23 protein-coding genes, 2 tRNA genes and 1 other RNA gene are annotated in these 22218 nt (G+C 72.3%); 7 read left to right on the top strand and 19 right to left on the bottom strand.

Going from position 1 to position 22218, the window contains the following annotated elements; genetic code table 11:
- The first annotated feature begins 70 nt into the window (after window positions 1-70).
- Window positions 71-754, top strand: coding sequence for a M23 family metallopeptidase (locus tag RGQ06_RS04270; RefSeq protein WP_432429126.1), 684 nt, complete (start codon window positions 71-73; stop codon window positions 752-754).
- A 46-nt stretch (window positions 755-800) separates the two neighbouring features.
- Window positions 801-1484 carry a PAQR family membrane homeostasis protein TrhA gene (gene trhA / locus RGQ06_RS04265; RefSeq protein ID WP_432429127.1) on the top strand — a complete coding sequence of 228 codons (684 nt, stop codon included), beginning with the start codon at window positions 801-803 and terminating at the stop codon, window positions 1482-1484.
- On the opposite strand, the gene RGQ06_RS04260 is transcribed toward trhA, so the two are convergent.
- The 8 genes from RGQ06_RS04260 to RGQ06_RS04225 all read right to left on the bottom strand — a co-directional run bounded on the left by RGQ06_RS04260 (window position 1477) and on the right by RGQ06_RS04225 (window position 9399).
- Window positions 1477-3063, bottom strand: a complete 1587-nt coding sequence (locus RGQ06_RS04260) for a PP2C family protein-serine/threonine phosphatase (RefSeq protein WP_432429128.1) — start codon at window positions 3061-3063, stop codon at window positions 1477-1479. The two genes, trhA and RGQ06_RS04260, sit on opposite strands and share 8 nt — an antisense overlap.
- Before the next feature lie 10 nt (window positions 3064-3073).
- Window positions 3074-4219, bottom strand: a complete 1146-nt coding sequence (locus RGQ06_RS04255) for an acyl-CoA dehydrogenase family protein (protein WP_432429129.1) — start codon at window positions 4217-4219, stop codon at window positions 3074-3076.
- Window positions 4220-4324: 105 nt separating this feature from the next.
- A complete protein-coding gene (gene argJ / locus RGQ06_RS04250; RefSeq protein WP_432429130.1) occupies window positions 4325-5497 on the bottom strand; it encodes a bifunctional glutamate N-acetyltransferase/amino-acid acetyltransferase ArgJ in 1173 nt (390 codons plus the stop codon).
- A 41-nt stretch (window positions 5498-5538) separates the two neighbouring features.
- Entirely contained in the window at window positions 5539-7278 is a 1740-nt protein-coding gene (locus tag RGQ06_RS04245; RefSeq protein ID WP_432429131.1) for a hypothetical protein, read from the bottom strand.
- Window positions 7275-7700 carry a hypothetical protein gene (locus tag RGQ06_RS04240; RefSeq protein ID WP_432429132.1) on the bottom strand — a complete coding sequence of 142 codons (426 nt, stop codon included), beginning with the start codon at window positions 7698-7700 and terminating at the stop codon, window positions 7275-7277. Before RGQ06_RS04240 ends, RGQ06_RS04245 begins: the two co-directional genes overlap by 4 nt.
- Window positions 7697-8359 carry a pyridoxamine 5'-phosphate oxidase family protein gene (locus tag RGQ06_RS04235; protein WP_432429133.1) on the bottom strand — a complete coding sequence of 221 codons (663 nt, stop codon included), beginning with the start codon at window positions 8357-8359 and terminating at the stop codon, window positions 7697-7699. Before RGQ06_RS04235 ends, RGQ06_RS04240 begins: the two co-directional genes overlap by 4 nt.
- 45 nt (window positions 8360-8404) lie before the next feature.
- Window positions 8405-8716, bottom strand: a complete 312-nt coding sequence (locus tag RGQ06_RS04230) for an AzlD domain-containing protein (RefSeq protein ID WP_432429134.1) — start codon at window positions 8714-8716, stop codon at window positions 8405-8407.
- Window positions 8713-9399 carry an AzlC family ABC transporter permease gene (locus RGQ06_RS04225; protein ID WP_432429135.1) on the bottom strand — a complete coding sequence of 229 codons (687 nt, stop codon included), beginning with the start codon at window positions 9397-9399 and terminating at the stop codon, window positions 8713-8715. The genes RGQ06_RS04230 and RGQ06_RS04225 overlap by 4 nt, the downstream gene beginning before the upstream one ends.
- Window positions 9400-9467: 68 nt before the next feature.
- On the opposite strand from RGQ06_RS04225, the gene RGQ06_RS04220 reads away from it, so the two are divergent.
- A complete protein-coding gene (locus tag RGQ06_RS04220; protein WP_432429357.1) occupies window positions 9468-10220 on the top strand; it encodes a deoxyribonuclease IV in 753 nt (250 codons plus the stop codon).
- Between the two features lie 101 nt (window positions 10221-10321).
- A complete protein-coding gene (locus tag RGQ06_RS04215) occupies window positions 10322-10561 on the top strand; it encodes a hypothetical protein (protein ID WP_432429136.1) in 240 nt (79 codons plus the stop codon).
- Between the two features lie 515 nt (window positions 10562-11076).
- On the opposite strand, the gene RGQ06_RS04210 is transcribed toward RGQ06_RS04215, so the two are convergent.
- The 11 genes from RGQ06_RS04210 to RGQ06_RS04160 form a co-directional block, all read right to left on the bottom strand.
- On the bottom strand, window positions 11077-11397 hold the full coding sequence (locus RGQ06_RS04210; protein ID WP_432429137.1) for a PRC-barrel domain-containing protein: 321 nt from the start codon (window positions 11395-11397) through the stop codon (window positions 11077-11079).
- A 122-nt stretch (window positions 11398-11519) separates the two neighbouring features.
- Window positions 11520-13493, bottom strand: coding sequence for a cation:proton antiporter (locus tag RGQ06_RS04205; protein WP_432429138.1), 1974 nt, complete (start codon window positions 13491-13493; stop codon window positions 11520-11522).
- 8 nt (window positions 13494-13501) lie between these two features.
- Window positions 13502-13840 (bottom strand): STAS domain-containing protein, encoded by a 339-nt coding sequence (locus tag RGQ06_RS04200; protein WP_432429139.1) that lies wholly within the window; start codon window positions 13838-13840, stop codon window positions 13502-13504.
- A gap of 72 nt (window positions 13841-13912) precedes the next feature.
- Complete coding sequence (locus tag RGQ06_RS04195; RefSeq protein ID WP_432430701.1) at window positions 13913-14353, bottom strand: universal stress protein; 441 nt, start codon at window positions 14351-14353, stop codon at window positions 13913-13915.
- Window positions 14343-14759, bottom strand: a complete 417-nt coding sequence (locus RGQ06_RS04190) for a hypothetical protein (RefSeq protein WP_432429141.1) — start codon at window positions 14757-14759, stop codon at window positions 14343-14345. Before RGQ06_RS04190 ends, RGQ06_RS04195 begins: the two co-directional genes overlap by 11 nt.
- 63 nt (window positions 14760-14822) lie before the next feature.
- Window positions 14823-15209, bottom strand: a complete 387-nt coding sequence (locus RGQ06_RS04185; RefSeq protein ID WP_432429142.1) for a hypothetical protein — start codon at window positions 15207-15209, stop codon at window positions 14823-14825.
- 352 nt (window positions 15210-15561) lie between these two features.
- Window positions 15562-17451 carry an ABC transporter ATP-binding protein gene (locus tag RGQ06_RS04180; RefSeq protein WP_432429143.1) on the bottom strand — a complete coding sequence of 630 codons (1890 nt, stop codon included), beginning with the start codon at window positions 17449-17451 and terminating at the stop codon, window positions 15562-15564.
- Window positions 17452-17496: 45 nt separating this feature from the next.
- Window positions 17497-18567, bottom strand: coding sequence for a hypothetical protein (locus RGQ06_RS04175; protein ID WP_432429144.1), 1071 nt, complete (start codon window positions 18565-18567; stop codon window positions 17497-17499).
- Between the two features lie 218 nt (window positions 18568-18785).
- Window positions 18786-18875, bottom strand: a tRNA-Ser gene (locus tag RGQ06_RS04170).
- 47 nt (window positions 18876-18922) lie between these two features.
- A complete protein-coding gene (gene tadA, locus RGQ06_RS04165; protein WP_432429145.1) occupies window positions 18923-19387 on the bottom strand; it encodes a tRNA adenosine(34) deaminase TadA in 465 nt (154 codons plus the stop codon).
- Between the two features lie 164 nt (window positions 19388-19551).
- Window positions 19552-19636, bottom strand: a tRNA-Ser gene (locus tag RGQ06_RS04160).
- A gap of 49 nt (window positions 19637-19685) precedes the next feature.
- Here RGQ06_RS04160 and ffs point away from each other — a divergent pair.
- The 3 genes from ffs to RGQ06_RS04145 all read left to right on the top strand — a co-directional run bounded on the left by ffs (window position 19686) and on the right by RGQ06_RS04145 (window position 22217).
- Window positions 19686-19784, top strand: an RNA gene (gene ffs, locus RGQ06_RS04155) — signal recognition particle sRNA small type.
- Between the two features lie 112 nt (window positions 19785-19896).
- On the top strand, window positions 19897-21795 hold the full coding sequence (dnaX, locus tag RGQ06_RS04150) for a DNA polymerase III subunit gamma/tau (RefSeq protein ID WP_432429146.1): 1899 nt from the start codon (window positions 19897-19899) through the stop codon (window positions 21793-21795).
- A complete protein-coding gene (locus tag RGQ06_RS04145; protein ID WP_432429147.1) occupies window positions 21792-22217 on the top strand; it encodes a YbaB/EbfC family nucleoid-associated protein in 426 nt (141 codons plus the stop codon). Before dnaX ends, RGQ06_RS04145 begins: the two co-directional genes overlap by 4 nt.
- Window position 22218: the final 1 nt, after the last annotated feature.

Genomic DNA, 22218 nt, shown 5'->3' with positions numbered 1-22218 from the left:
CGTCATTCGGTTACGGAGAGGTGACGGTCTCGGCTTGACCGTCACCTTTCCGTAATGAAAGCATCTCCGGATGCGCCAGCAGCCCTCGGCCCGTGCGCGGGCTGTCCGACGCCGTCCGTTCGCGGTCTCCGCCGCCATCGCCGGCGTCGCCGCCGCCGTGATCACCTCCGTCGTCCTGGTCGCTCCGCCCGCCCAGGCCCAGACGGACGTGGACGCCGCGCCGCCGGTGGCGTCGCTCGCCCCCCTCTTCGAGCCGGTCGGCCTCCTGGCCGGCAGCGGCGTCGACCTCGTCGCCGCCACCACGAGCCACATGATCACGGCAGCGACCCCACCGCCTCCGCCCCCGCCCCCCACGCACGTGTGCCCGACGCCGGACTCGGAGTTCATCGATTCGTGGGGCTTCGCCCGCTCCGGCGGCCGGCGCCACAAGGGCGTGGACATGATGGCGCCGCACGGCACGCCCGTGTACGCCCCGGCGGCCGGGAACATCCGGGCGTCGAACTCGTCCCTCGGCGGCCTCGGCTTCTGGCTCGAGGGTGCCGACGGCAACACCTACTTCGGCTCGCACCTGCAGTCCCTCAGCGTCCGCGAGGGCTGGGTCGAGCCGGGGACGCCGATCGGCACGGTCGGCTCCACCGGCAACGCCGGGGGCACGCCGCACCTGCACTTCGAGGTCATGCTCGGCGGGGCCGGCTCGGTCAACCCGTACCCGTTCGTCCTCGACTGGTGCGGCGGCGGGGCGCCCGCCGCCTGACCGTGCGGTTCCGGCCGAGCCGGTCCCTTACGCGAGGATGGTCCCGGTGAGCGCAGCCGAGCTGTTCCGGATCGAGCCCCGGTACGACACGCCGTCGTACCTGTGGCCCCGTCCGAAGTACCGCGGCCTGCTCCATGCCGTCGGGGCCTTCGCCGTCGTCCCCCTGGGCGCGGTGCTCGTCCTCGACGCCGCCGGGCCCACGGCGCGGCTGGCCGCCGCGGTGTACGTGCTCGCCCAGCTCATCGTGTTCGCCACGTCGGCCAGCTACCACCGGCTGGCCAAGTCGCCGACCGCCCGACGCCGCATGCAGCTGGCCGACCACTCGATGATCTACCTGCTCATCGCCGGCACCTGGGTCCCCATCTGCGTCATGGTCCTGCCCGAGGCCACCGGCCGGGCGTTCCTGGTCGGCGTGCTGGCTGCCGCCGCGTTCGGCATCGGCCTCAAGTCCTTCGGCATCGACCGCTTCCCCCGCTCGAGCAACACGATGTACGGGGTGATGGGCGGTGCCGGGCTGCTCGCACTCCCCGGGATCGTGGCCAACATCAGCACCGGTGCCGTGGCCCTGCTCGCCGTCGGCGGAGCTGCCTACGCCGTGGGCGCCTTCGTGCTGCTCTTCAAGCGGCCCGACCCGCTGCCGAGCGTGTTCGGGTACCACGAGATCTGGCACGCCTGCACCGTGGCGGCCGCCGCCTGCCACTTCGCCATGGTCTGGATGATCGTCAGCTAGCTCGGCCCTCGGGGCCGATGGCGAGCACGGCGATGTCGTCGCGTGCCACGCCCGACTGGAACGTGAGCACGGCCTCCTCGACCGCGCCGGCGACGTCGTCGGCCGGTCGGCCCGCGCAGGACGAGAGGAGGTCGCGGAGGCGGTCCTCGCCGTACTCCTCGCGGCCCCGGCGGGCCTCGGTGACGCCGTCGGTGTAGAGCACGAGCACGTCGCCGGGGGCGAGGCGGGCTTCGCCGGTGGTGAACGTGGCCTCTGCGAAGACGCCGAGGAGCGGCCCGCGGCACGCCACCTCCTCCACGTTCCCGTCGGCCCGCACCACGAGGGGTGATGGGTGCCCGCCCGACCCGGCCCGCACCGTCACGCCGTCCCCGTCGGTCTCGAACCGGATGGCGGTGGCGGTGGCGAAGCGGTGCTGGCCGCGCTCCCGATCGAGGTCGTACTGGCGGTTGAGGGCCGTGTTCAGGTCGTGCAGGTTGGTGGCGAGGTGCTTCGTGCGCACCGTGGCGGCCCGCAGGCTGTAGCGGCTGAGGGCGGTCAGACGAGCCGCGCCGGCGCCCTTGCCGCAGACGTCGCCGACCACGGCGAACCACTCGCCGTCGGCGACCTGGAAGATGTCGTAGAAGTCGCCGCCGATCTCGGAGCCGTCCCCGGCCGGGTGGTAGCGGGTGCCGAGGTGGATGCCCTCGATGGCGGGCAGGTCCGGGGGCAGCAGGCTCTCCTGGAGGGTCCAGGCCAGCTCGGCGTAGCGCTCGGCGTCGGCTTCCGCCGTCTGGCGGGCCCGCTGCGCGGCCTCGAGGGCCTGGATGCGCTCGGACTCGTCCCGCAGCAGCACGAACACGCCGAGATCCCAGTGGTCGGGGTCCACCGGGGCGACCGTGACCTCGAGGTGCTGGGTGGTCCCGTCCGGCCCGGTGCGGGTGATGGTTGCCTCGTTCGGCTCCCCGGCGCGGACGCTCGCCCGGAGCAGCCCGGACGCGACGTCGGCGGCCTCACCGCTGAACATGTCGGTGAGCGACGTGCCGATCGCGTGGCGGGGCTTCCAGCCCAGCACCTCCCCGCTGCACGGGTTGGCGGCGCGCACGACGCCGTCGGGGTCGGCGAGCAGGATGCCCACCGGGGCGTGCTCGAACAGCTGGCCGAGGTAGACCGACAGGGTCTCGGGGGCCGCGCCCTCGAACGCGCTGATGTCGTCGCGCACGCGCTCGAGGGTGCGGCGGTGCTGCAGGCGCAGCTGGGCCCGCTCGACCTCGTCGGCGATCCGGTCGAGGGTGTCGGGCTCCTGGAGCACGACGCACGTGGCATGGCGGCCGATGCCGGGCGTCACCGTCAGCATGGCCCGGACCTCGTTGCCCTCGGCGACGTCGCCGGCCACGAGCACGACCGCGACCTCCGGGGCGACGTCGTGGACCGCCTGGGCGAGGGTGACCCCGCCGTCGGGGACGCCGACGACGACGAGGGTGGCGTCGTCGATGGCGGTGCCGAGGTCGCCGGCCCGCGCGCGGTGGGGGATGCGGCCGGTGCGGGCGCCGATCTGGCGCACGACGGCGTCGGGCAGGTCGACGACCACGATGTCGGTCACGGCGGCGGCCTCAGTCGGCCAGGATGTGCTCGTCGAGGATGGCGCGTCCGGTCCAGAGGCGCAGCAGGTCCGTGGTGGGCGCCATCACGTGGGCGGCACGGGCGTCGCGCATGCGCCGCCCGAGGCTGCCGTGCTCCCGGTAGCCGATGCCGCCGACGAGGGTCATGGCCCCGTTGACCACGCGGGTGGCGCACTCGGCCACCTCGGCCTTGGCCGAGGCCAGGGCCGGCAGCGCCCACGGTTCGCCGCGGTCGGCCCCGTTCGCGGCGTGGCGGACGAGCTGGCGGGTGCGCTCGAGCTCGGCCCAGAGCTCGCCGACCCGGTGCTGGATGACCGGCTGCTCGGCCAGGCGGCTGCCGTCGTGGGAGTAGCGGCGCTGGGTCACGTGGAGGCGCATGTCCTCGAAGGCGCCGGCGGCCACGCCCAGGTAGCTGCCGGACATGGCCATGAGGAAGTACGGGGCGATGACGTTGAAGACGTACCAGATCTGGTCGCCGGGCTCGCCGAGCAGGGCATCCTCCGGCAGCTGGACGCCGCGCAGCTCCACGGAGCGGCTGCTGTTGCCGCGCATGCCGAGGCCGTCCCAGGACGGTCCCCACTCGAGGCCCGGGTTGGTCGCGTCGACGACCACGCAGGAGAACTCACCGATCGGCGACGTCGCGTCGGCGTCGACGGCGGAGACGACGTAGGAGTCGGCGTGGGCGCCGCTGGTGACGAACGTCTTGGTGCCGGACAGGACGAAGCCGTCGTCGGTCCGGCGCAGCTCGGACTGGGGCAGCCAGAAGTGCGACCCCGTGCCGGGCTCGCTGAGGGTGAGCGTGGTGAGGTGCCGGCCGGCGACGATGGGCTCGAGGTACCGCTCCTGCTGCTCCTCGGTGGCCTTGGCGGCGATGACCGCCGAACCGACCCCGTGCATGCCGAAGCACATGGCCGTCGATGCGCAGGCGGCGCCGAGGATCTCGCAGACCTGGGCGAGGGTGGCGAGCCCGTGGCCGAGACCGCCGTCGCGCTCGGGGACGACGAGCCCGCCGAGGCCGGCCTCCTGCAGGGCGCGCAGGGACGCCTCCGGCCACCGGGCCTCGGCGTCGACCGCCTCGGCGGCGGGGGCCGCGACCTCGTGCGCGACCTCGTGGGCTCGATCGAGCACCTTGTCCATCGAGAGACTCGCCAAGGGGCTCTCCACTGTTCCAGCCCGCCGCCATCACTGTGAGCGACGGTGAATCTACGCCACGTGGGGTGCTGGCGTGAACCTGCCAGTTCCTCAGGTGGTGTAGTCGGCGTTGATGCGCACGTAGCCGTCGGTGAGGTCGCAGCCGTAGACCGTGGCGCTGGCTCCGTCCCCGCCGGGGGCGACCCCGAGCGAGACGTGGATGGTGACCTCGTCGCCCTCGAGGTGCTCGACCAGGGCATCGAGGTCGGCCTCGCTGGCCGGCTTCGGGTACAGCTCCCGGCCGCCGATGCGGATGGTGACGGCCCGCTGATCGATGTCGGCGTCGTCGCTGCACTTGCCCACCGCCATGGCGATGCGACCCCAGTTCGGGTCGGCGCCGTGCACCGCCGTCTTCACCAGCGGGGAGTTGACGATGGCCTTGGCCACCCGCTTGGCCTGGGCGTGGTCGCGGGCCTCGTCGACCGTGACGACCACGAGGGTCTCGGCCCCCTCCCCGTCGGCGGCGAGCTGCCGGGTGAGATCCAGGCAGACCTCGTGGAGGGCGACCTCGAGGTCGGCGTCGTCCACCGGCCCGGCGAGGCCGCTCGCCAGCACGGCCGCCGTGTCGGAGGTCGAGGTGTCGGTGTCCACGGACAGGGCGTTGAACGTCCGCTCCACGACCGCCCGGAACGTCCGGTCGAGCACGGCGGCGTCGACCTCGGCGTCGGTGAGCACGAAGGCGAGCATCGTGGCCATGTCGGGCTCGATCATGCCGACCCCCTTGGCGATCCCCACCACGCTCGCCTCGCCACCGGTGGACGTCGCCAGGGTGGCCCGGGCCGTCTTCGGGTGGGTGTCGGTGGTCATGATCGCCTCGGCGACGGCATCGGCATCCGTGGACCGGGGTGCGGGCATCGACGCCAGGTGCTGACGGATGCGGTCCATCGGGTACCGGCGGCCGATCACCCCGGTGGAGGCGACGAGCACGTCGGTGGGTTCGCAACCGAGGGCGTGGGCGACCCCCTCGACCAGCTCGAGCGCGTCGGCGTCGCCGTCGGGCCCGGTGGCCACGTTGGCGTTCTTGGACACGACCACCACCGCCTGGAGGCGCCCGTCACCTGCGTGCCCCCGGGACAGGGTGACGCTCGGCCCGGAGAAGCGGGAGCGGGTGAACACCGCGGCCGCCGAGCAGGGTCGCTCGGCGGCGATGACGGCGAAGTCGGTGGTGTCGTCCTTGATCCCGACGTTGGCGGTGTGGGCCCGGAAGCCGGCAGGGAGCTGCACGGCGCCGAGTCTGGCACCACCTGCGGGAGAAGCCTCCAGGCCTAGCCGCCGCAGGCGGAGAGGGCCCCGAACAGGACGTCCTGGGCCTCGAGCGACGGCTCGTACTCGAACTCGTAGGCGTCGGCGAGCTCGAACAGCTGCTCGGTGCTCGCCTGGAGCCGGAGCTGCTCGAGCGTGCACGCCGCCACGTCCGGGTCGCCGGTGAACACGGAGACCATGTCGGCCAGCGTGGCATCGAGGTCGTTCCCCCCGATCGGGCCGCCGGGCTCCTCGAAGGTCTCGACCTCGGTCTCCCCGAAGCCGAACTCGTCGTCGAAGTCGTCGAACTCGTCGAACTCGTCGGTCATCCCGGGTGGGACGAAGCCGCCGCCGAGCATGCCGCCCCCGAAGAAGCTGCTGCCGAAGAACTCCTCGACGCCGTCGACCATGGCGTCGAGGTCCTCGCGATCGATGGTCTCGAGCACGGCGAGGCCGACGTCGGCCCAGGTCCCGATGGGGGCGACGAACCAGTCGCCGTCGATGCGGACCACGGTGATGCCGAGCTCGGGCGCCTCGCCCTCGCCCATCATGAGGCCCTCCATGCCTCCGAAACCGAAGATGTTCGCGCTGCCCATGTCGCCCGCGGCGTCCTCGAGGAGGGCCTCGATGTCGTCCCGGCAGATCGGGCCGTCCGGCAGCTCCAGCTCGGCGGCCTCCATCTCCTCGCGGATGTCGCCCCGGACCTCGATGCAGCCGTCGGCGATGGTGGCGCCGCCCTCGAAGTCCTCGGTGGTCACGTCGACGCCGATGCTGTCGATGAACACCTGCCCCCGATCGCCGTCGGTGGAGGACCGCAGCGACAGGTCGACGAGCTCGATGTCGGCCGGGACGTCCGCGGCGGTGGGGAGATCGTCGCCGCCGACGAGCACCGGCCAGTAGTCGTGCACGGCGCGCAGCTCGCCGGGGGAGAGCCGGGCGACGACGCCTTCGATGTCGATGCCGGTCGCCGCCAGCAGGAAGCCCTCGACGGCCTCCTCGGGCGTGTCGGCGCCGATGGCGGTGAGCCCGCCGCCGGCGGCGGGCATGGGTGCGCCCTGCGCGACCCGGGCGGCCTCCATCGCGGTGTACCCCAGGCTGACCCGCCAGCCGTCGCCGGTGTCGCGTGCGACGAGGAAGGTGTCATCGGCCTCGCTGGGGTCGATGGTGTCGGAGTCGGACTCCTGGACGCCCTGGTACTCCACGCCGAAGCGGTCGAAGGTGTCGGTGAGGAACTCGCCGACGGGGATCTCGTCGGTGTCCACCGCGAAGGTCGCCGTGCCCCCGGTGAGGTAGACGCGGGTGAGGTCGTCGCGCACGGGTTCGGTGCGGAAGGTCAGGTCCTCGAACCCGAGGTCGATCCCGGCGACCCCGCTGAGCTCGAAGGAGTCGTCGAGCACCTCGAGGCGCTCGAGCTCGCCGAAGAACCGCTCGACCGGCTGGGACAGCGCGTCGCGCTCGCCGGGGTCCAGCGTGGCGAGCATGCCGAGGACGTCCTCGTCGGCGATGGCGTCGAACAGCTCGACGACGGCGGCCTCGGGGTCGCTCGCCCCGTCGTCGCTGCCCAGCTGGGTGGCGGCGAAGGCCACGCCGCCGACCAGCAGCACCAGGCCGACGGCGCCGGCGGCGATGCGGCCGCCGATGCCACCGGAGCGGACCTGCGTCTCGGAGTCGAGGGTGACCGTCCCGGCCGGGGGCGGTGGCGGGGGCGGCGGCTCCGTGGGGGGTCCCCCCGGCATGCCCAGGTCCTCGGGTCGATCGGTCATCCCGCCGTCTCCTTCCGTGCCGTGACGAGCACGGCGACTCCACTCAGAGCCGTGGCAAGACCGAGCCCGACGGCCACCCCGACCGCCGGCTCGGCGACGAGTGGTGACCGGTCGACCAGGATCGCGCCCGTGCTCACCAGCGCACCCAGCGTAGTCATGAGCGCACCGGCGATCGCGTGTCGATGTGCGGCGAGGACGACCAGTGCGGCCCCGCAGACCGCGGGCACGAGGAACCACAGCGCCGCGGCCCACGCGACGTCGTCGTCGAGGACGCCGGCCCGGCCCGCGACGTCGACCAGCTCGTAGCTCGTGCGGGTGCGCTGCCCGGACCGGCCCCAGCCCAGGAACGTGGTGGCGGTCGTGAGGAGGGCGAGGACGCCGGCCACCCACCCCGTGAGCTCCCGTCGCCGCGTCGCCGTCATCGGCCGTAGTCGACCACGCTCGGTGGCGTGGGCAGGGCCTCGGACAGCTCGTCCGGTTCAGGCTCGCCGAACGCCGTCCGCACGGGGATCACGCCGGCCCACACGTCGACCAGGTCGAGGTCGTCGTCGTCGTCGATCGGGCCGCCCGCGCGGATCTTGGTGGACGCCTCGTCGAGGCGGAGGCGCACCACGAGGGTGCCGCGGACCTCGTCGTCGCGCATGGGGCGGACCTCGGCGGTGCGGCCCGGCACGATGTGCTCGACGATGGCGTCGAGCGCGGCCGCCTTCTCGCCGTGGTCGGTGATGGGCTCGGCCTGACCGAAGACGACCACGGACCGGTAGTTCATCGAGTGGTGGAAGGCGCTGCGGGCCAGCACGAGGCCGTCGACCATGGTGACGGTGACGCACACCGGGGTCCCCTTGCCGGTGGCCCGGAGCCAGCTCGCCGCCGGTGAGCCGTGGATCAGGAGCTCGTCGCCGCGGCGGGCGTAGGTGGTGGGGATGACGACGGGGCCGTGGTCGGTGGTGACCCCGACGTGGCAGAGGACCCCCTCGTCGAGGATCGCCTCGGCCACGCGCCGGTCGCGGGTGCCGCGGTCGGGGCTGCGGCCGATCGTGGTCCGCTCGGTGGCGGGGAAGGGAGCCTCGTCGGGGGTCACGGCCGGGCAGCCAAGGCGACGCGGGGTGCTCGGCGCACGTCGGTTTCAGCCGAGGAGGGCGCGCACGACCCCGGTGACAGCCACCGCCACGGCGACGACCACGATGAACGGCGCCCGCAGGCGCAGCGCCACCCCACCGGCGACGACGCCGGCGAGGCGGGCGTCGACCACGAGCGCCCGGTCGCCCGCCACCGTGCTCACGACCACGAGCGATGCCAGCAGCGCGGCCGGGAGCAGCTGCGCGATCCGCTCGACCGCCGTCGGCAGGCGGCGGCCGCCGAGGAGCAGCGGCCCAGCCGCCTTCAGCGCGTACGTGCCGAGCCCGAGGCCGATGATGACGACGACCGAGGTGCTCACGAGGGCACCTCGCGCGTGGTGCGGGCGGCCAGGACGCCGAGGCCCGCCAGCAGGATCGGGATGCCCGGGGGTGCGAACGGCACGGCGGCGGCCGCGACGAGGCCGCCGGCGATCGCGATGCGCCGGCCCTCGCGCCCGCCGTCGCCGACGAGGCGAGGCCACAGGAGCGCGAGGAAGGCCGCGGGCGCGGCGGCGTCCAAGCCCAGGTCGGTGATGAACCCGTCGTCCACGGAGGCGAGCAGCACGCCGGCGACGGTGGTCAGGTTCCACACGGCGAAGACGGCCAGGCCTCCGGCGAGGAAGCCGTAGCGCCGCCAGCGGGGCTCGTCCTGGACGGTGGCCACGGCGGTCGACTCGTCGATCACCAGCTGGGCCAGCAGGGCTCGGGTGCCGACCCGACCGGTGAGCGAGGGAGCGAGGAGCACCCCGAAGGCCAGGGACCGGATGTTCAGCAGGAGGCCGGCGCCGATCGCGGCGAGGGCGCCCCCGCCGTCCCCGAGCACCCCGACGGCGGCGAACTGGGCTGATCCGGTGAACACGATCGCCGAGAACCCGACCGCCTCGGCGATGCCGAGCCCGGCCTCGACGCAGGCCACGCCGAACACGATCCCGAAGGGCGCGAGGGCCAGGGAGATGGAGAGCGCCTGGCGGTGGATCCGGCGGCGCCGGGTTCGATCGTCCACGACGGTGCATCGTGCCCGTCGGGTCGGCGCCGGGCCCAACCCCCACTACCGTCGGGACCATGTCGGACCTGCTCCTCGGAAGCCACGTCGCCCCCGATGACCCGCTCGGCGCGGCCGCTGCCGAAGGTGCCGAGTGCGTGCAGATCTTCCTCGGGGACCCGCAGTCGTGGAAGAAGCCCAAGCCCCGGGAGGACGCCGACGCGCTCAAGGCCGCCGACATCCCGATCTACGTCCACGCCCCGTACCTGATCAACGTGGCGTCGCCGAACAACAAGGTCCGCATCCCGAGCCGCAAGATCCTGCAGCAGACCTGCGACGCCGCAACCGACATCGGGGCGAAGGCGGTCATCGTGCACGGCGGCCACATCACCGAGGACGACGACGAGGCCGACGGCTTCGTGCGCTGGCGCAAGGCGCTCGACAGCCTCGAGACCGACATGCCCGTCTACCTGGAGAACACCGCGGGCGGCGACCACGCCATGGCCCGCCACTTCGACACCATCGCCCGGCTCTGGGACCACATCGCCGACACCGGCATCGGCTTCTGCCTGGACACCTGCCACGCGTGGGCGGCAGGCGAGGAGCTGGTGGAGGCGGTCGAGCGCATCGTCGGCATCACCGGTCGGGTGGACCTGGTGCACTGCAACGACTCCAAGGACGAGTGCGGGTCGGGCCGGGACCGCCACGAGAACCTCACCAAGGGCCAGATCGACCCCGAGGCGATCCTCCACGTCGTGCGCAGCGCCGGTGCCCCCGTGATCTGCGAGACCGCCGACGTGGGCCGCAAGGACGACCTGGCCTGGTTGCGCGACAACCTCTGAGGTTTCTGCGCGATCGACCGCAAGGTCGGTTCACCTCCGACGTTCCCTCGGGGACGACCGGCACGCCGGGTGCCGGCACCGACAGGAGGACACCGACCCACATGCGTCGACGCCACGCCATCATCGCCACCACCGCCGGAGCCGCCCTCGTCGGGGGCTTGGTGCTCGCCCCCCAGGCGATGGCCGATGAGCACGAGGAGGAGGCTCCCGCTTCGCCGAGCCTCTGCATCGACCTCGACATCAGCATCCAGGGCAACGGCGAGCCGGTCTCGCTCTGCCTGCCACCCGAGGGTGGCGAGGCGCCGGGGCTCCCCGAGCTCCCGGGGCTGCCCACGCCCTGATCAGCGCAGGATCCTGCGTGAGGGGCCGGGGCCGGCGGAGCTCCGGCCCCTCGTCGCGCCCGGCGCCAGGCCGAGGGCGGCTTCGAGCACCAGAGTGACGACTTCTCGTCGAGCCCGTCTGTGGGCAGTCCAGAGCTCGGCGCTGTCGGCGCCTCGGCGCACGATCTCGAACGCCGTAGTACCGGCTCTTCGGAGGTCACCGGAGGTCCGATGAGGAGAGCCGCACGAAATCGCCCCATCGCCGTGCGCGGCACAGCCGAGCGCCTGGACTTCCGGCGGCCACCGAGCGTCGCCATGGACGTAGCGCTGCTCGCGGCCGATCGCCAGATAGCTGCGACAGCCGCCGGCGATCCGGGCCACTGAAGCCGTGTCCGCGAGCGGCACATCGGTTGCGTCTACGGAGCGACCGAGCGACGCCTTCTGGCGTAACAGAACGCCCAGATCCCTGCGCGGCGGCTGATGGCGGCAATGGAACCGATGCGGTGGTTCCAGTGCGTAGATCGGTAGCAGTCGAATCACACGTGGCGTCGCGTTCGGTCGTCCGGCGCCGCCGGTGTGCCGGCGCCGTAGTGGGCGCGAAGAAGGTCAAGGTCTTCGCCGACCGGTTCGACGTGCGTGGGCACCTTCGGCGCGGACTTGATGTCGTCGACGTCGAGGTCGGTCCGCAGTTGGTCGCCGGTCTGGTCGATCCTGCTGAACGGCACGAGTCGCTGCGAGAGAAGGCCGGTCTTCACCGCGACCCAGCCCGGACCATCTGCTCCGAGGCCTACGACGTCTTTGACCTCCCCGATGTCTTCACCGCTCGAGGACAACAGGCGCTTACCGGTGATGGTCATGATGACACCTCTTTGGGTCGCGTGGTCTGTCCCCTACCCTCTTGCATTGGACGCAGCACCGTGACGCAGGCGTCGCCGGTGGTCCTGCAGGGGTCCTCGTTGCCGTTGAGGGGCGCTCGATCTCAGCGGGCGGCGACGGCGACCATGCGGCAGCTCGGTACGGCTCGTGCAACGCGGGTGACGCCGGCCCCGAGACCGTCGAGGGCCCGTGGGATGCCGATCACCAGTAGGTCTGAGGTTTCGACGACGTCGGGGAGAGCGACGTGGAGCGGCCGGGTGTCGACGGCGATCTCCGGTCGGAGGTGGAGGTCCTCCACCTCGGCGATGACCGGGGCGTCGGCCGGCGTGACCACCAGCCACGGAACCCCTTGGCTGGCGGCGAGCCGCGCAGCGAGCAGCAGCCCGAGATCGAGGGTCCGCCGACCCGACGGGGTGAGGTCGGCATGGTCGACGGCGAGGACGACGCGTCGTACGCCGGACTCGGCACCGCCGCGATGTACGAGCACGGGGATCGGTGACAGCGCAAGGAGGACGTCCAGCTGTTCGCCAAGGACGGCGTCGCGTCGGGTGGTGTAGCCCCGCCAGCCGAGGACCAGGCAGGTGGCGCCTTGCTCGACGGCCGCGTGGAGCAGCCCGGCGTTCGGTGTGAGATCGAGCCGGATGATGGGCGTGGCCTCGGCGCCTGCCCCGAGAATCGTCGGTTCGTATGCGTCGACCATCGCTGTGCGCCGGGCGAGGACGTCGGCAGGCCGGGCCTCGAGATCGAGGATCTGGGCGGGCAGCACTTCACCGCTCTCCGGTGCCGCCAGGCGGGTCGCCAGGTCGATGGTGCCCACTGCAGCGTCGGGGTCGGCGACCCCGACGAGGACCCGCTTGCCGATGGTCAGCTCCTTCACCGGAGGCGCCGGTAGCTGTGGGCCGAAGCGAGCGGCGGCGACAGAGGACAGCAGGCTGGTGACGAGGATGACGACGACCACGGCGTTGACCGTGCGCTCCTCCACGATGCCGGCCTCGAGACCGACGAACACGGCGGCCAGCGTGGCCGCAGCTTGGGCGACGGACAGGGAGAACATCGACCAGACCTCGGTGCGGTCGAACCGCAGGACTCGGCCGGCGAAGGCGGCGGCAGCGAGCTTGGCGAAGACGACGATGGCGCAGAAGCCGGCGGCTTGCCCCAGGGTCTCGCTGTCGACGAGCTCGCCCACGTCGACGAGCATCCCCACCGAGATGAGGAAGATCGGGATGAGGAACGTTCCCCCGAAGAACTCGAGCCGCTCCATGAGCAGCCCACCGGCGGGGATGAGCCGGTTCAGTGCAAGTCCGGCCAGGAAGGCGCCGATGATGGCCTCGACCCCGGCGATCTCAGCAATGGCCGCCGAGCCGTAGAGCGCAGCAGCCACGAACAGGAACCGCGTGATGCGGTCTCGCCCGGCTCGTCGGAAGAACCAGGCCGCGAGCCGAGGCAGGCCGAGAAGGATCAGGGCGAAGGCGGCGACGACCGACGGGACGAGGGTGGCGATGAAGGCAACGTCGAGGTCGCCACCAGCGGCGGCGACCACGACCACCAGCACGAGCAGTGCAGCGACGTCGGTGATGATGGTCGCACCCACGGCTGTGGACACGGCTCGGTTCGTCACGACCCCGAGCCGCTGGAAGATCGGATACGCCAGCAGCGTGTGTGATGCCCACGCAGATGCGAGCAGCAGCGCTGCCATGGTGTCGAAGCCCAGCAGGAGGTGCACTGCCGTACCGGCGACCATGGGGACGAGGAAGGTCGCGACGCCGAACAGGCCTGCGGCGCCGCGGTTGTCGGTGAAGTCGTCGAGGTCGAGCTCGACGCCCGCCATGAACATCAAGAACAGCAGTCCGGCGCCGCCGAGCAGATCCACGGCTCCTGCCCGCTCCACCCATCCGAGTCCGGTCGGGCCGAGCAGGACACCGCCGGCGATGAGCCCGATGATCGGGGGTACGCGCAGCAGCGTCGCCATGACCGGCCCGAGCAAGACGACGAAGAAGAGCGCGGTGAGCACCAGCGCCGGATCCTCGAACGGAACCGAGACCGCGAGCATCGTTCCGTCGATCGAGCCTGTGAACATGCCGGAGCTCATCGGCGAGACCGGATGTCTTCGACGGCACCATCGACAGTGTCCGTGACGGGCACGATCCGGTCGAACCCGACCGTCTCCAGGAGTCGGTGCAGGAACGGACTCGGCGAGCAGACGGCGACATCGCCGCCGGCGTCGCCGGTGCGGCGGACCGCGCCGATGAGACGCCCGAGGCCGGTCGAATCCATGAACGACACCTCCGACAGGTCGATGACGACGATGTCCGGGTTCGTGATGGCAGCGACGCTGTCGCAGAGCTCGTCTGCGGTGTAGGCGTCGAGCTCTCCGTGGGGACGGCAGACCACGTAGTCGTCTCTGCGGTCGGTGGTGATCTCCATGTCGATCCTTCCAGTTGGTGATCGTCGATGGCGGCTTCTGTAGGACGCGCCGGAGCGCGGGACCCGGTGCGCTCAGCGACCGAGCTCGATCACCGGGCAGGGCGCCCCGGCAACCAGGTCGTCTGACATGGTTCGGGTCAAGGTCCGGTCTCTGGCCTTGTGCAGCGAGCCGACGACGATCGCGTCGGCCGCCTCGCTCCTCGCGAGGCCGATCAGTGCCGCTGCCGGGTCGCCGTCAAGGATGACCGCACGCGCACGAGGACCCAGGACGTCACAAACCTCGGCCAACGTCTCGGCTGCGGCGTGCAAGTGCGCATCGGCGAGCGCACGGCGCACCGCTGATCCGTGCATCGTCGCGGCATCGTCGTTGACGTCGACCCCCTCGGGGAGCACGACCGCGGCGAGGAGCCGTGTGTGCTGGAACAACCTCCCAGCACGGACCGTTGCTCGGCGGCACGCCGGTGACCCGTTGGTCGCCAGCACGATGCTCGGTGTCGTCTGCTCAACCCACATCGCTGCTCACCTCACGGTCCGTTAGCGCACGTGCCGGTACCAGGGCGAGGTGTGCCCCGCTGCGCACCGAGACCCGACGAGCCGCCGCCCGTAGCGACCGGTGGCTGCCGACACTGATCGTGACCAGGTCGTCGATGTCGGGATGAGCAGCGACGATCACGTCGCTGCCGATCAGCTCCGTGTAGGAGGGCCACGTGCCGGTGGCCGCCTCAACCTCGGCGGCGACGGTCGCAGCCCGCCGGACGCAGGCAGCATCGGGTTCCGCGCTCAGAGCCCAGCCGAGCACGTGGACCTGGCAGAGCCGGCTCCCCAAGGCTGCGAGCAGGTTCGATGCGTCTGGGGAACTCTCGGAATCACTGGGAACGAGGATGTGGAGCGCGCAGCCGCGCTCTGCATTGTCGGGCATCAAGGCCTCCTGTCGCTGTCGTCGGATCTGGCCCGAGCGACGGCGAAGCCGTGCCCGGAGCGGTCAGAACGACGGCGTCGGAGGCGCGCGATCTCCCCAGGCGCGCGCAGGGATGTGGCCCAGGAAGGGGGCCGGTTCGTCTGCGAGGGGTGCGTCGAGTTCTTCGACGTCCTCGACGAGGAAGAGGCCGGAGGCTGTCGCCCACTCGGTCTGCACATCGCCTGAGGCCTCTTCGTCCTCCCGGGCGATCGACACGCGAACGCTGGGCAACCGCACGTCGGTCCCGTCCGACTCCGACATGGTCACGACCGAGGACGGGGTCGGCCGTTCATCGAGCTCGCTGACCGCAACGGCTCGCAGCATCCCCCGCGGCGCACCCGAGGTCACGACCAGCGCGAAGGCGGCGAGCACCAACAGCGCAAAAGACGCGGGTCGTCGCCCCAGGACCATCCGACGACCCTACCCACAGCCCCGGCGCACAGACCGGTTCGGGTCGAGCGAACCGTGTCCGCCGCCCGAGGAACAGCATCGCAACACGGGCTTCGTCCCCACCGAGAGCGCACCACCGAACGCCCCTTCTGGTCGCGGCCGGTGATGCTCTCGCCACCACGCTCCGCACAGACCAGGAGGACGACCTGTTTGCCGTCAGCGCGCGAGACTGCTGGCCGCTGACGGCAACCACCGACCGCTCATGCGCGCAGGGCGGACGCTGGAGCGCTGCCGAGCCGGCGAACTCATCCTCCGCGATCGGACGCCCGTCTCTTGCCGTGACGCCGACCTGTCCTGGCTGCCGGGCGGGTAGTCAGGAAGGGCCGAGACCCGGGAGGTCCATGGGGACTTCGCCACCCCGCACCAGCGTGCGGTAGAGGTCGGCGTACAGGCCGCCGGACTCCACCAGGTCGTCGTGGCGTCCGGCCTCCACGACCCGGCCGTCGTCGACGACCAGGATCTGGTCGGCCGTCGTGATGGTGGACAGGCGATGGGCGATGACCAACGAGGTCCGCCCGACGAGCGCCTCGGCGAGGGCGTCCTGCACGGCGGCCTCGTTCTCGGAGTCGAGGTGGCTGGTGGCCTCGTCGAGGATGACGATGGCCGGGTCCTTGAGGAGCATGCGAGCGATCGACAGCCGCTGCTTCTCGCCGCCGGACATGCGGTAGCCGCGGTCGCCGACGACGGTGTCGTAGCCCTCGGGCAGCCCGGCGATCACGTGGTGGATGCGGGCCGCCTCGCACGCGGCGCGCAGCTCGTCGATGGAGGCGTCGGGTCGGGCGTAGCGCAGGTTTCCGGCGATGGTGTCGTGGAACAGGTGCGGGTCCTGGCTGACGACGCCGATGGCCAGGCGCAGGCTCTCCTGGGTGAGGTCGCGGACGTCGTGTCCGTCGATGCGCACCGCACCCGAGTCCACGTCGTACAGGCGGGGGAGCAGCGAGGTGAGGGTGGTCTTGCCGGCACCGGACGGGCCCACGATGGCGACCAGCTGCCCCGGCTCGATGTGCGCGTCGATGCCCTTCAGCACCGGCCCGGACGAGGCGTCGTGGTCCGGCACGGCGCCGGCCAGCGACGGCACCGAGACGTCCTGGGCGGTCGGGTAGGTGAACCAGACGCCGTCGAAGTCGACCCGGCCCTGCACGTCGGTGAGGTCCTGGGCGCCGGGGCGGTCCTCGATCGGGTTGCGGATGTCGAGCACCTCGAACACCCGGTCGAAGGAGACGAAGGCCGTCATGATGTCGATGCGGGCGTTCGTGAGGGCCGTGAGCGGCTGGTAGATCCGCTGCACGAGGGCGGCGAGGGCGACGAGCGTGCCGAGGGTGATGGCGCCGTCGATGACGAGGATGCCGCCCCACCAGTACACGGCGGCGATCCCGAGGGCCCCGACGAGGGCGATGGCGGAGAAGAAGACCCGGCTGAGCACGGCGCTGCGCACGCCGGCGTCGCGCACCCCGGCGGCGTCGTCGGCGAAGCGGTCGGATTCGTCGTCGTGGCGGCCGAACAGCTTGACCAGCATCGCCCCGGCCACGCCGAAGCGCTCCGTCATGGTCGAGTTCATCCGGGCGTTGCGCTCCATCTGCTCGCGGCTGATGGCCTGCAGCCGCGTGCCGACCCGCCGGGCCGGGATGAGGAACGCCGGGAGCAGGGCGATGGTGAACAGCGTGAGGCGCCATTCGAGGGCGACCATCGCCGCGACCGTCGTGACGAGCACCACCACGTTGGACACCACCGAACCGAGCGTGCCGGTGAGGGCGCGCTGGGCGCCGATCACGTCGTTGTTGAGCCGCGACACCAGCGCGCCGGTCTGGGCCCGGGTGAAGAAGGCGACGGGCAGGCGCTGGACGTGGTCGAAGACGCGCACCCGCAGGTCGAAGATGAGCCCCTCGCCGATGCGGGACGAGAGCCACCGCTCCACCAGCGACAGGCCGGAGTCGGCCACGGCGGCGGCGACCGCCAGGCCGGCCAGGAGGGAGAGGCGGCCCTTGTCGCCGTCGGCGATGGCGTCGTCGAGGATCCACTTGAACAGCAGCGGCGGGGCGAGGCCGAGGATGGCTGCGGTGATGATCGCAGCCAGGAACCCGATGATCTGGACCTTGTAGGGCCGGGCGAACTCCATGACCCGCCGCACGATGGAGCGGTCGAGGGACGCGCCGTCGACGGCGGACGCATCGCTCGGCATCATCGCGTGGGGGCCCTGTCGCACGGGACGAGGGTATTGGCCTCGCCCGGTTCCTCCTCCGGCACCCGCTCAGTCGGTCTGTTCGGGATCCTCCTCCTCGGCGTCGACGTCGCGGTCGACCGCGGCCCAGGTCCAACCGTCGTGCTCCACGTAGCCCCGCAGCAGCGCCCGACGGGTGCCGATGTCCCGCATCCGCTCGGCGAGCTCGGCACGCATCGCCTCGCCGTCGACGATGCCTTCCTCGACCAGTCGATCGAACGCGGGAGGGTCCGGCGTCGTCTTCGACGGCACGATGAACACGTACTCCAACGTGGACAGGTAGTCGCTGACGGCTTGGCGCAGCGGTCGGGTCACGGACACGTCGAGGCCGGTGCCGCGGTCGACGTCGTCGAGACCGCCGGCGGCGATGAGCGTGAGGGCTTCGTCGAGCGCGGCGATCTGGGGACCGACCGCGGTGCGGCCGTCGGAGCTGTGGAAGTAGTGGATCACCGGGTACGCCAGGTGGCGCTGGGCGAGGATGGTGAGCTCGCCGATCAGGGGCAGGAGGTGCAGGTTCAGGTCGCCCAGGTCGCGGCCGGTCCAGCTGTGGCAGATGATCCCCTGCGGCGAAGCGCCGAGTGCGGAGATCTTCGAGGCGAGCGCCCGCTTCTGCACGACGGCGGCGACGACGGGGAGGATCCATGCGATGACGAGCGTGAGCAGGATGACCCCGGACAGCGTGAGCAGGGCGACCGCCGTGGACCAGCCGGCCTCGTCCGGCTCCAGGTTCGACGAACCGGTGCCGACGAGGCGCCCGAAGACGAAGAAGAGCGCGTCGATCCAGCGGACGCGGGACGACTGCTGCTCGGGCTCGGCGGTGCTGGTGAGGGCGCCGTCGGCGCTGAAGATCAGGGTCCAGCCGATCGTCAGCCCGACGAACCAGCCGATGAGGATGGAGACCAGCAGCAGCGGTCCGGTGATCCGCTGCAGCCGTCGTCGCTCGCTGCGGGACCGGTTGCCCACCGCCCACACCAGCGACGCGACCCGGCCCGAGAGCGGACCCCGGACCGCGCTGAGGGAGATGGTCGTCGCGCCGAGGTCGTAGAGCACGCCGAGCACGATGACCGTGCCGAAGCCGATGAGGAAGATGTCGAGATCCACGTGTTCCCGGAGGTGTGTGCTGGTGCGTCGAGGGGTGCGGACGGTGCGCGACCGGCGCACCGCAGCCGGGTTCCTACCCCACCGAGTCACCGCCTCGACCGGGACCGACCGTTCTGGGCCGCTCCACACGCATGGGCGGCGCCCATGGCAGCCCAAAACGAGATCTGCTGGCCAGCGGGCGCCCTCGTGCGGGATCCCGAGCTGACCAGCAGTTCCGTTGGCGGAGGGAGTGGGATTTGAACCCACGGAGACCCGAAGGCCTCAACGGTTTTCGAGACCGTCCCATTCGTCCGCTCTGGCATCCCTCCTGGGAGTTCTGGAGGGTAGCGAACCGGCCGCGGCCCCTCCCAAGGGGTCAGCGGCGCTCGACGAAGAAGTCGGCGAGCAGGGCGCCGCACTCCTCGGCCTGCACGCCGGCGCGGACCTCGAGCTCGTGGGGCAGGCGGGGGTCGGCGCCGAGGTTGTACAGCGACCCGAGGGCGCCAGCCTTGGGGTCCGGCGCGCCGAAGACGACCCGGTCGACGCGCGCCGCGAGGAGGGCGCCGGCGCACATCGGGCAGGGCTCGAGGGTCACCACGACCTGCGCGCCGGGCAGCCGCCAGGAGCCTGCGGCCGCGCACGCGGCCCGCAGCGCGAGCAGCTCGGCGTGGGCGCTGGGGTCGTGGTCGGCCTGGCGGCGGTTGTGCGCCCGGGCCACGACCTCGCCGTCGACGACCACCACCGCGCCGACGGGGACCTCGCCTGCCTCGGCTGCGAGGCGGGCCTCGGCCAGCGCCAGCGCCATCAGCTCGTCGTCGGTGTGGTTCGCGGTGCCCGGCACGGCGGCGACGGTACCGGCACCGGGAGGAAGCCCGACCACGGCCGTCGAAGGACCAGCAGCGGGCGGACGAGCCGGACGGCGCTGGGGCCGTCCGGGCGCTCGTCCCGGGCGTGCGCCGGACGCGCCGATGGCCCGACCAGCAGGCCGGGCCATCGGTGCTTCGGCGGAGGGAGAGGGATTTGAACCCTCGGTGAGTTTCCCCACACACGATTTCCAATCGTGCCGATTCGGCCGCTCTCGCACCCCTCCATCGGGACCAGAGACGATACAGTGTCGGGACGCCTGCTCCGAAGGTGGCGGCCGGGTCCTGTGCGATCGCAGCCCGTGAACCGAGTCAGGGCCGGAAGGCAGCAGCTCTCAGCGGAGTCTGTGATGCGCCGCAGATCGCCTGGCCGTCACCCTCGGAGCAGGCGAACTCTCAGTCCCTTGCGGGACTTCCGAGTTCGTTGACGGATGCTCCGCATCCGTCGGCGGGCCGGGGCCCGGGTACCGGTAGGGTCGGCGATCGCATGGCGTACCAGTCCCTCTACCGCCGCTACCGGTCGCAGACGTTCGAGCAGGTGCTGGGTCAGGAGCACGTGACCCGGGCGCTGCGCAACGCCGTGCGCGAGGGGCGCGTCGCCCAGGGCTACCTGTTCTCGGGTCCCCGCGGCACCGGCAAGACCTCGACGGCTCGCATCCTCGCCAAGGTCCTCAACTGCGAGCACCCCGTCGACGGCGAGCCCGACACCACCTGTGCCAACTGCAAGGCGGTGGAGGAGGGGCGCCACGTCGACTGGCTCCAGGAGCTCGACGCCGCGTCCAACAACGGCGTCGACGCCATGCGCGATCTGCTCGGCCGGGTCTCGATGGGCACCAGCGGCAACCGCAAGGTGTACGTCCTCGACGAGGTGCACATGCTCTCGACGGCGGCGTCGAACGCGCTGCTGAAGACGCTCGAGGAGCCGCCGGAGCACGTCGTGTTCGTGCTGGCCACCACCGAGCCGGAGAAGGTGCTGCCCACCATCCGGTCCCGCACCCAGCACTTCGAGTTCAACCTCCTCTCTGCCGACGTGCTCGCTGCCCACGTCCGTCACGTCATCGCCGACGCCGGCCTCGAGCTGGACGACGACGTCGTGGACCACGTCGTGCAGGCCGGCCGTGGTTCGGCCCGGGACACGCTCTCCGCCCTCGACCAGGTGGCCGCGGCCGGCGGGGTCTCGGTCGCCGACAGCTCCGTCGACGACCTCGTCGATGCCCTCGGCCGTCGCGATGCCGGGGGCGCCCTGGTCGCCGTGGACGCATCGGTGCGGGCCGGACGCGATCCCCGCGTGCTGGCCGAGCAGCTCATCGAGTCGCTCCGGCACGCGTTCCTCGTGGCGATGGGCGCGCCCGCCGGCGGGCTCACGGACCGGGCGATGACCCGCGCGCGCGACGTCAGCCAGGCGCTCGGGCCGGCGTCGCTCACGCGGGCGCTGGAGGCGGTGGGCACCGCCGTCGTGGAGATGCGCCACGCGCCGGACCCGCGCATCCCCCTCGAGGTCGCGCTCGTCCAGATCGCCCGTCCCGAAGCTGCCGGCGACCTCGACGCCCTGGTCCGTCGCATCGAGCAGCTCGAACGAGCGGTCGCCTCCGGCGGTGGGAGCGCGCCGGCCGCGCCGTCTGCACCGGCCGCGGACCAGACCCCGGCCGCCCAGCCCCAGACCGGCGCACCGGCGGCCGCCGCCACCGTCGAGGCCGCGGTCGCTGCCGCCCCGACCGGCCCGGCGACGCCACCGCGCGGTGCGGAGGCGGCGCGGGCCCGACTCGCCCAGCACGACGCCACCGCCCCCGAGGCCCCCGAGCCTGCGACCCCGGCGCCGGCGTCGTCCCGGCCGAGCCTGGGTGGGGTCAAGCGCGCCCGCCAGCAGGAGGCCGCGCCGCCGCGCGAGGCCCCCGCCGACCCGCCGCCACCGCCGCCCGCCACCGAGGCGGCCCCTGCGCCGGAGCCCGCGCCAACGCCTGCGTCCGAGGGCGGCGTGCCGAGCCTGGCCGAGCTCACGGAGGCGTGGGACGACGTCCTCGGCGCCCTGCGGGGCCGGGCCAAGGCGCTCTACAAGATGGGGCGCCTCGTGGAGGGCGACGAGCGCACGGCCCGCTTCGCCGTGCCCAACGAACCGAGCCTGAAGAACTGCTCCGAGAAGCTCGACGAGGTGCTCGAGGCCCTCGCGGCCCGCTTCGGCCGCCCGGTGCCCCTCGACCTCGTCGTCGACGGCGACGCCGCCACCGCGCCCCGCCCCGCCCCGGCCGGCACCACCGCGACGGCCGACGAGGACATCGACGACGACGTCGACCTCGACGAGCTGACCGACGCACCCGACCCCGACACGGGCGGCATCGCCCAGCTGAAGGACGCCTTCCCCGGCGCCGAGCTCCTGGAGGACCGATGAGCGATCAGAACCCCGACGCGGCCGGTGGCGGCCTCCCCGACATCGGCGGCCTGCTGGGTGGCCTCGGAGGTGGGGGCGGCGGCGGTCTCGGAGACCTGTTCGCCCAGGCCCAGGCGGCGATGAGCGCCAGCCAGGCTGCGGCCGAGCAGGAGGTCGAGGGCACCGCCGGCGGTGGCATGGTCCGCATCGAGGCGACCGCCGGGGGCGAGGTCCTCGCCGTGCACATCGACCCGGCGGTGGTGGACCCAGACGACGTCGAGGGCCTCGAGGACCTGGTGCTCGCCGCCCTGCGCGACGTCCACGCCCAGGCGGCCCGCGTGCACGCCCAGGCGATGGGTGGGTTCGACCCGTCCGCCATGCTCGGCGGTCTCCTCGGCGGCCCCGACGACCAGCCCGGCGACGAGCACGACGACGAGGCCTGAG

Origin of the sequence: Salinilacustrithrix flava (assembly GCF_041228405.1) — a bacterium.
GTDB classification, from domain to species: Bacteria; Actinomycetota; Acidimicrobiia; order Acidimicrobiales; family Salinilacustritrichaceae; genus Salinilacustrithrix; species Salinilacustrithrix flava.
Note: the sequence above shows the minus strand (reverse complement) of the source record. Positions and strands in the feature narration are given on the sequence as shown.

Bases quoted from the DNA above. Each gene is read 5' to 3' on its own strand.
- RGQ06_RS04245 (WP_432429131.1), bottom strand. From the start codon at position 7,278: ATGACCGATCGACCCGAGGACCTGGGCATGCCGGGGGGACCCCCCACG.
- RGQ06_RS04255 (WP_432429129.1), bottom strand. From the start codon at position 4,219: ATGGACAAGGTGCTCGATCGAGCCCACGAGGTCGCGCACGAGGTCGCG.
- RGQ06_RS04210 (WP_432429137.1), bottom strand. From the start codon at position 11,397: ATGACCATCACCGGTAAGCGCCTGTTGTCCTCGAGCGGTGAAGACATC.
- RGQ06_RS04200 (WP_432429139.1), bottom strand. From the start codon at position 13,840: ATGGAGATCACCACCGACCGCAGAGACGACTACGTGGTCTGCCGTCCC.
- RGQ06_RS04270 (WP_432429126.1), top strand. From the start codon at position 71: ATGCGCCAGCAGCCCTCGGCCCGTGCGCGGGCTGTCCGACGCCGTCCG.
- RGQ06_RS04240 (WP_432429132.1), bottom strand. From the start codon at position 7,700: ATGACGGCGACGCGGCGACGGGAGCTCACGGGGTGGGTGGCCGGCGTC.
- RGQ06_RS04145 (WP_432429147.1), top strand. From the start codon at position 21,792: ATGAGCGATCAGAACCCCGACGCGGCCGGTGGCGGCCTCCCCGACATC.
- RGQ06_RS04185 (WP_432429142.1), bottom strand. From the start codon at position 15,209: ATGGTCCTGGGGCGACGACCCGCGTCTTTTGCGCTGTTGGTGCTCGCC.
- RGQ06_RS04195 (WP_432430701.1), bottom strand. From the start codon at position 14,353: ATGTGGGTTGAGCAGACGACACCGAGCATCGTGCTGGCGACCAACGGG.
- RGQ06_RS04205 (WP_432429138.1), bottom strand. From the start codon at position 13,493: ATGTTCACAGGCTCGATCGACGGAACGATGCTCGCGGTCTCGGTTCCG.
- dnaX (WP_432429146.1), top strand. From the start codon at position 19,897: ATGGCGTACCAGTCCCTCTACCGCCGCTACCGGTCGCAGACGTTCGAG.
- RGQ06_RS04190 (WP_432429141.1), bottom strand. From the start codon at position 14,759: ATGCCCGACAATGCAGAGCGCGGCTGCGCGCTCCACATCCTCGTTCCC.
- RGQ06_RS04215 (WP_432429136.1), top strand. From the start codon at position 10,322: ATGCGTCGACGCCACGCCATCATCGCCACCACCGCCGGAGCCGCCCTC.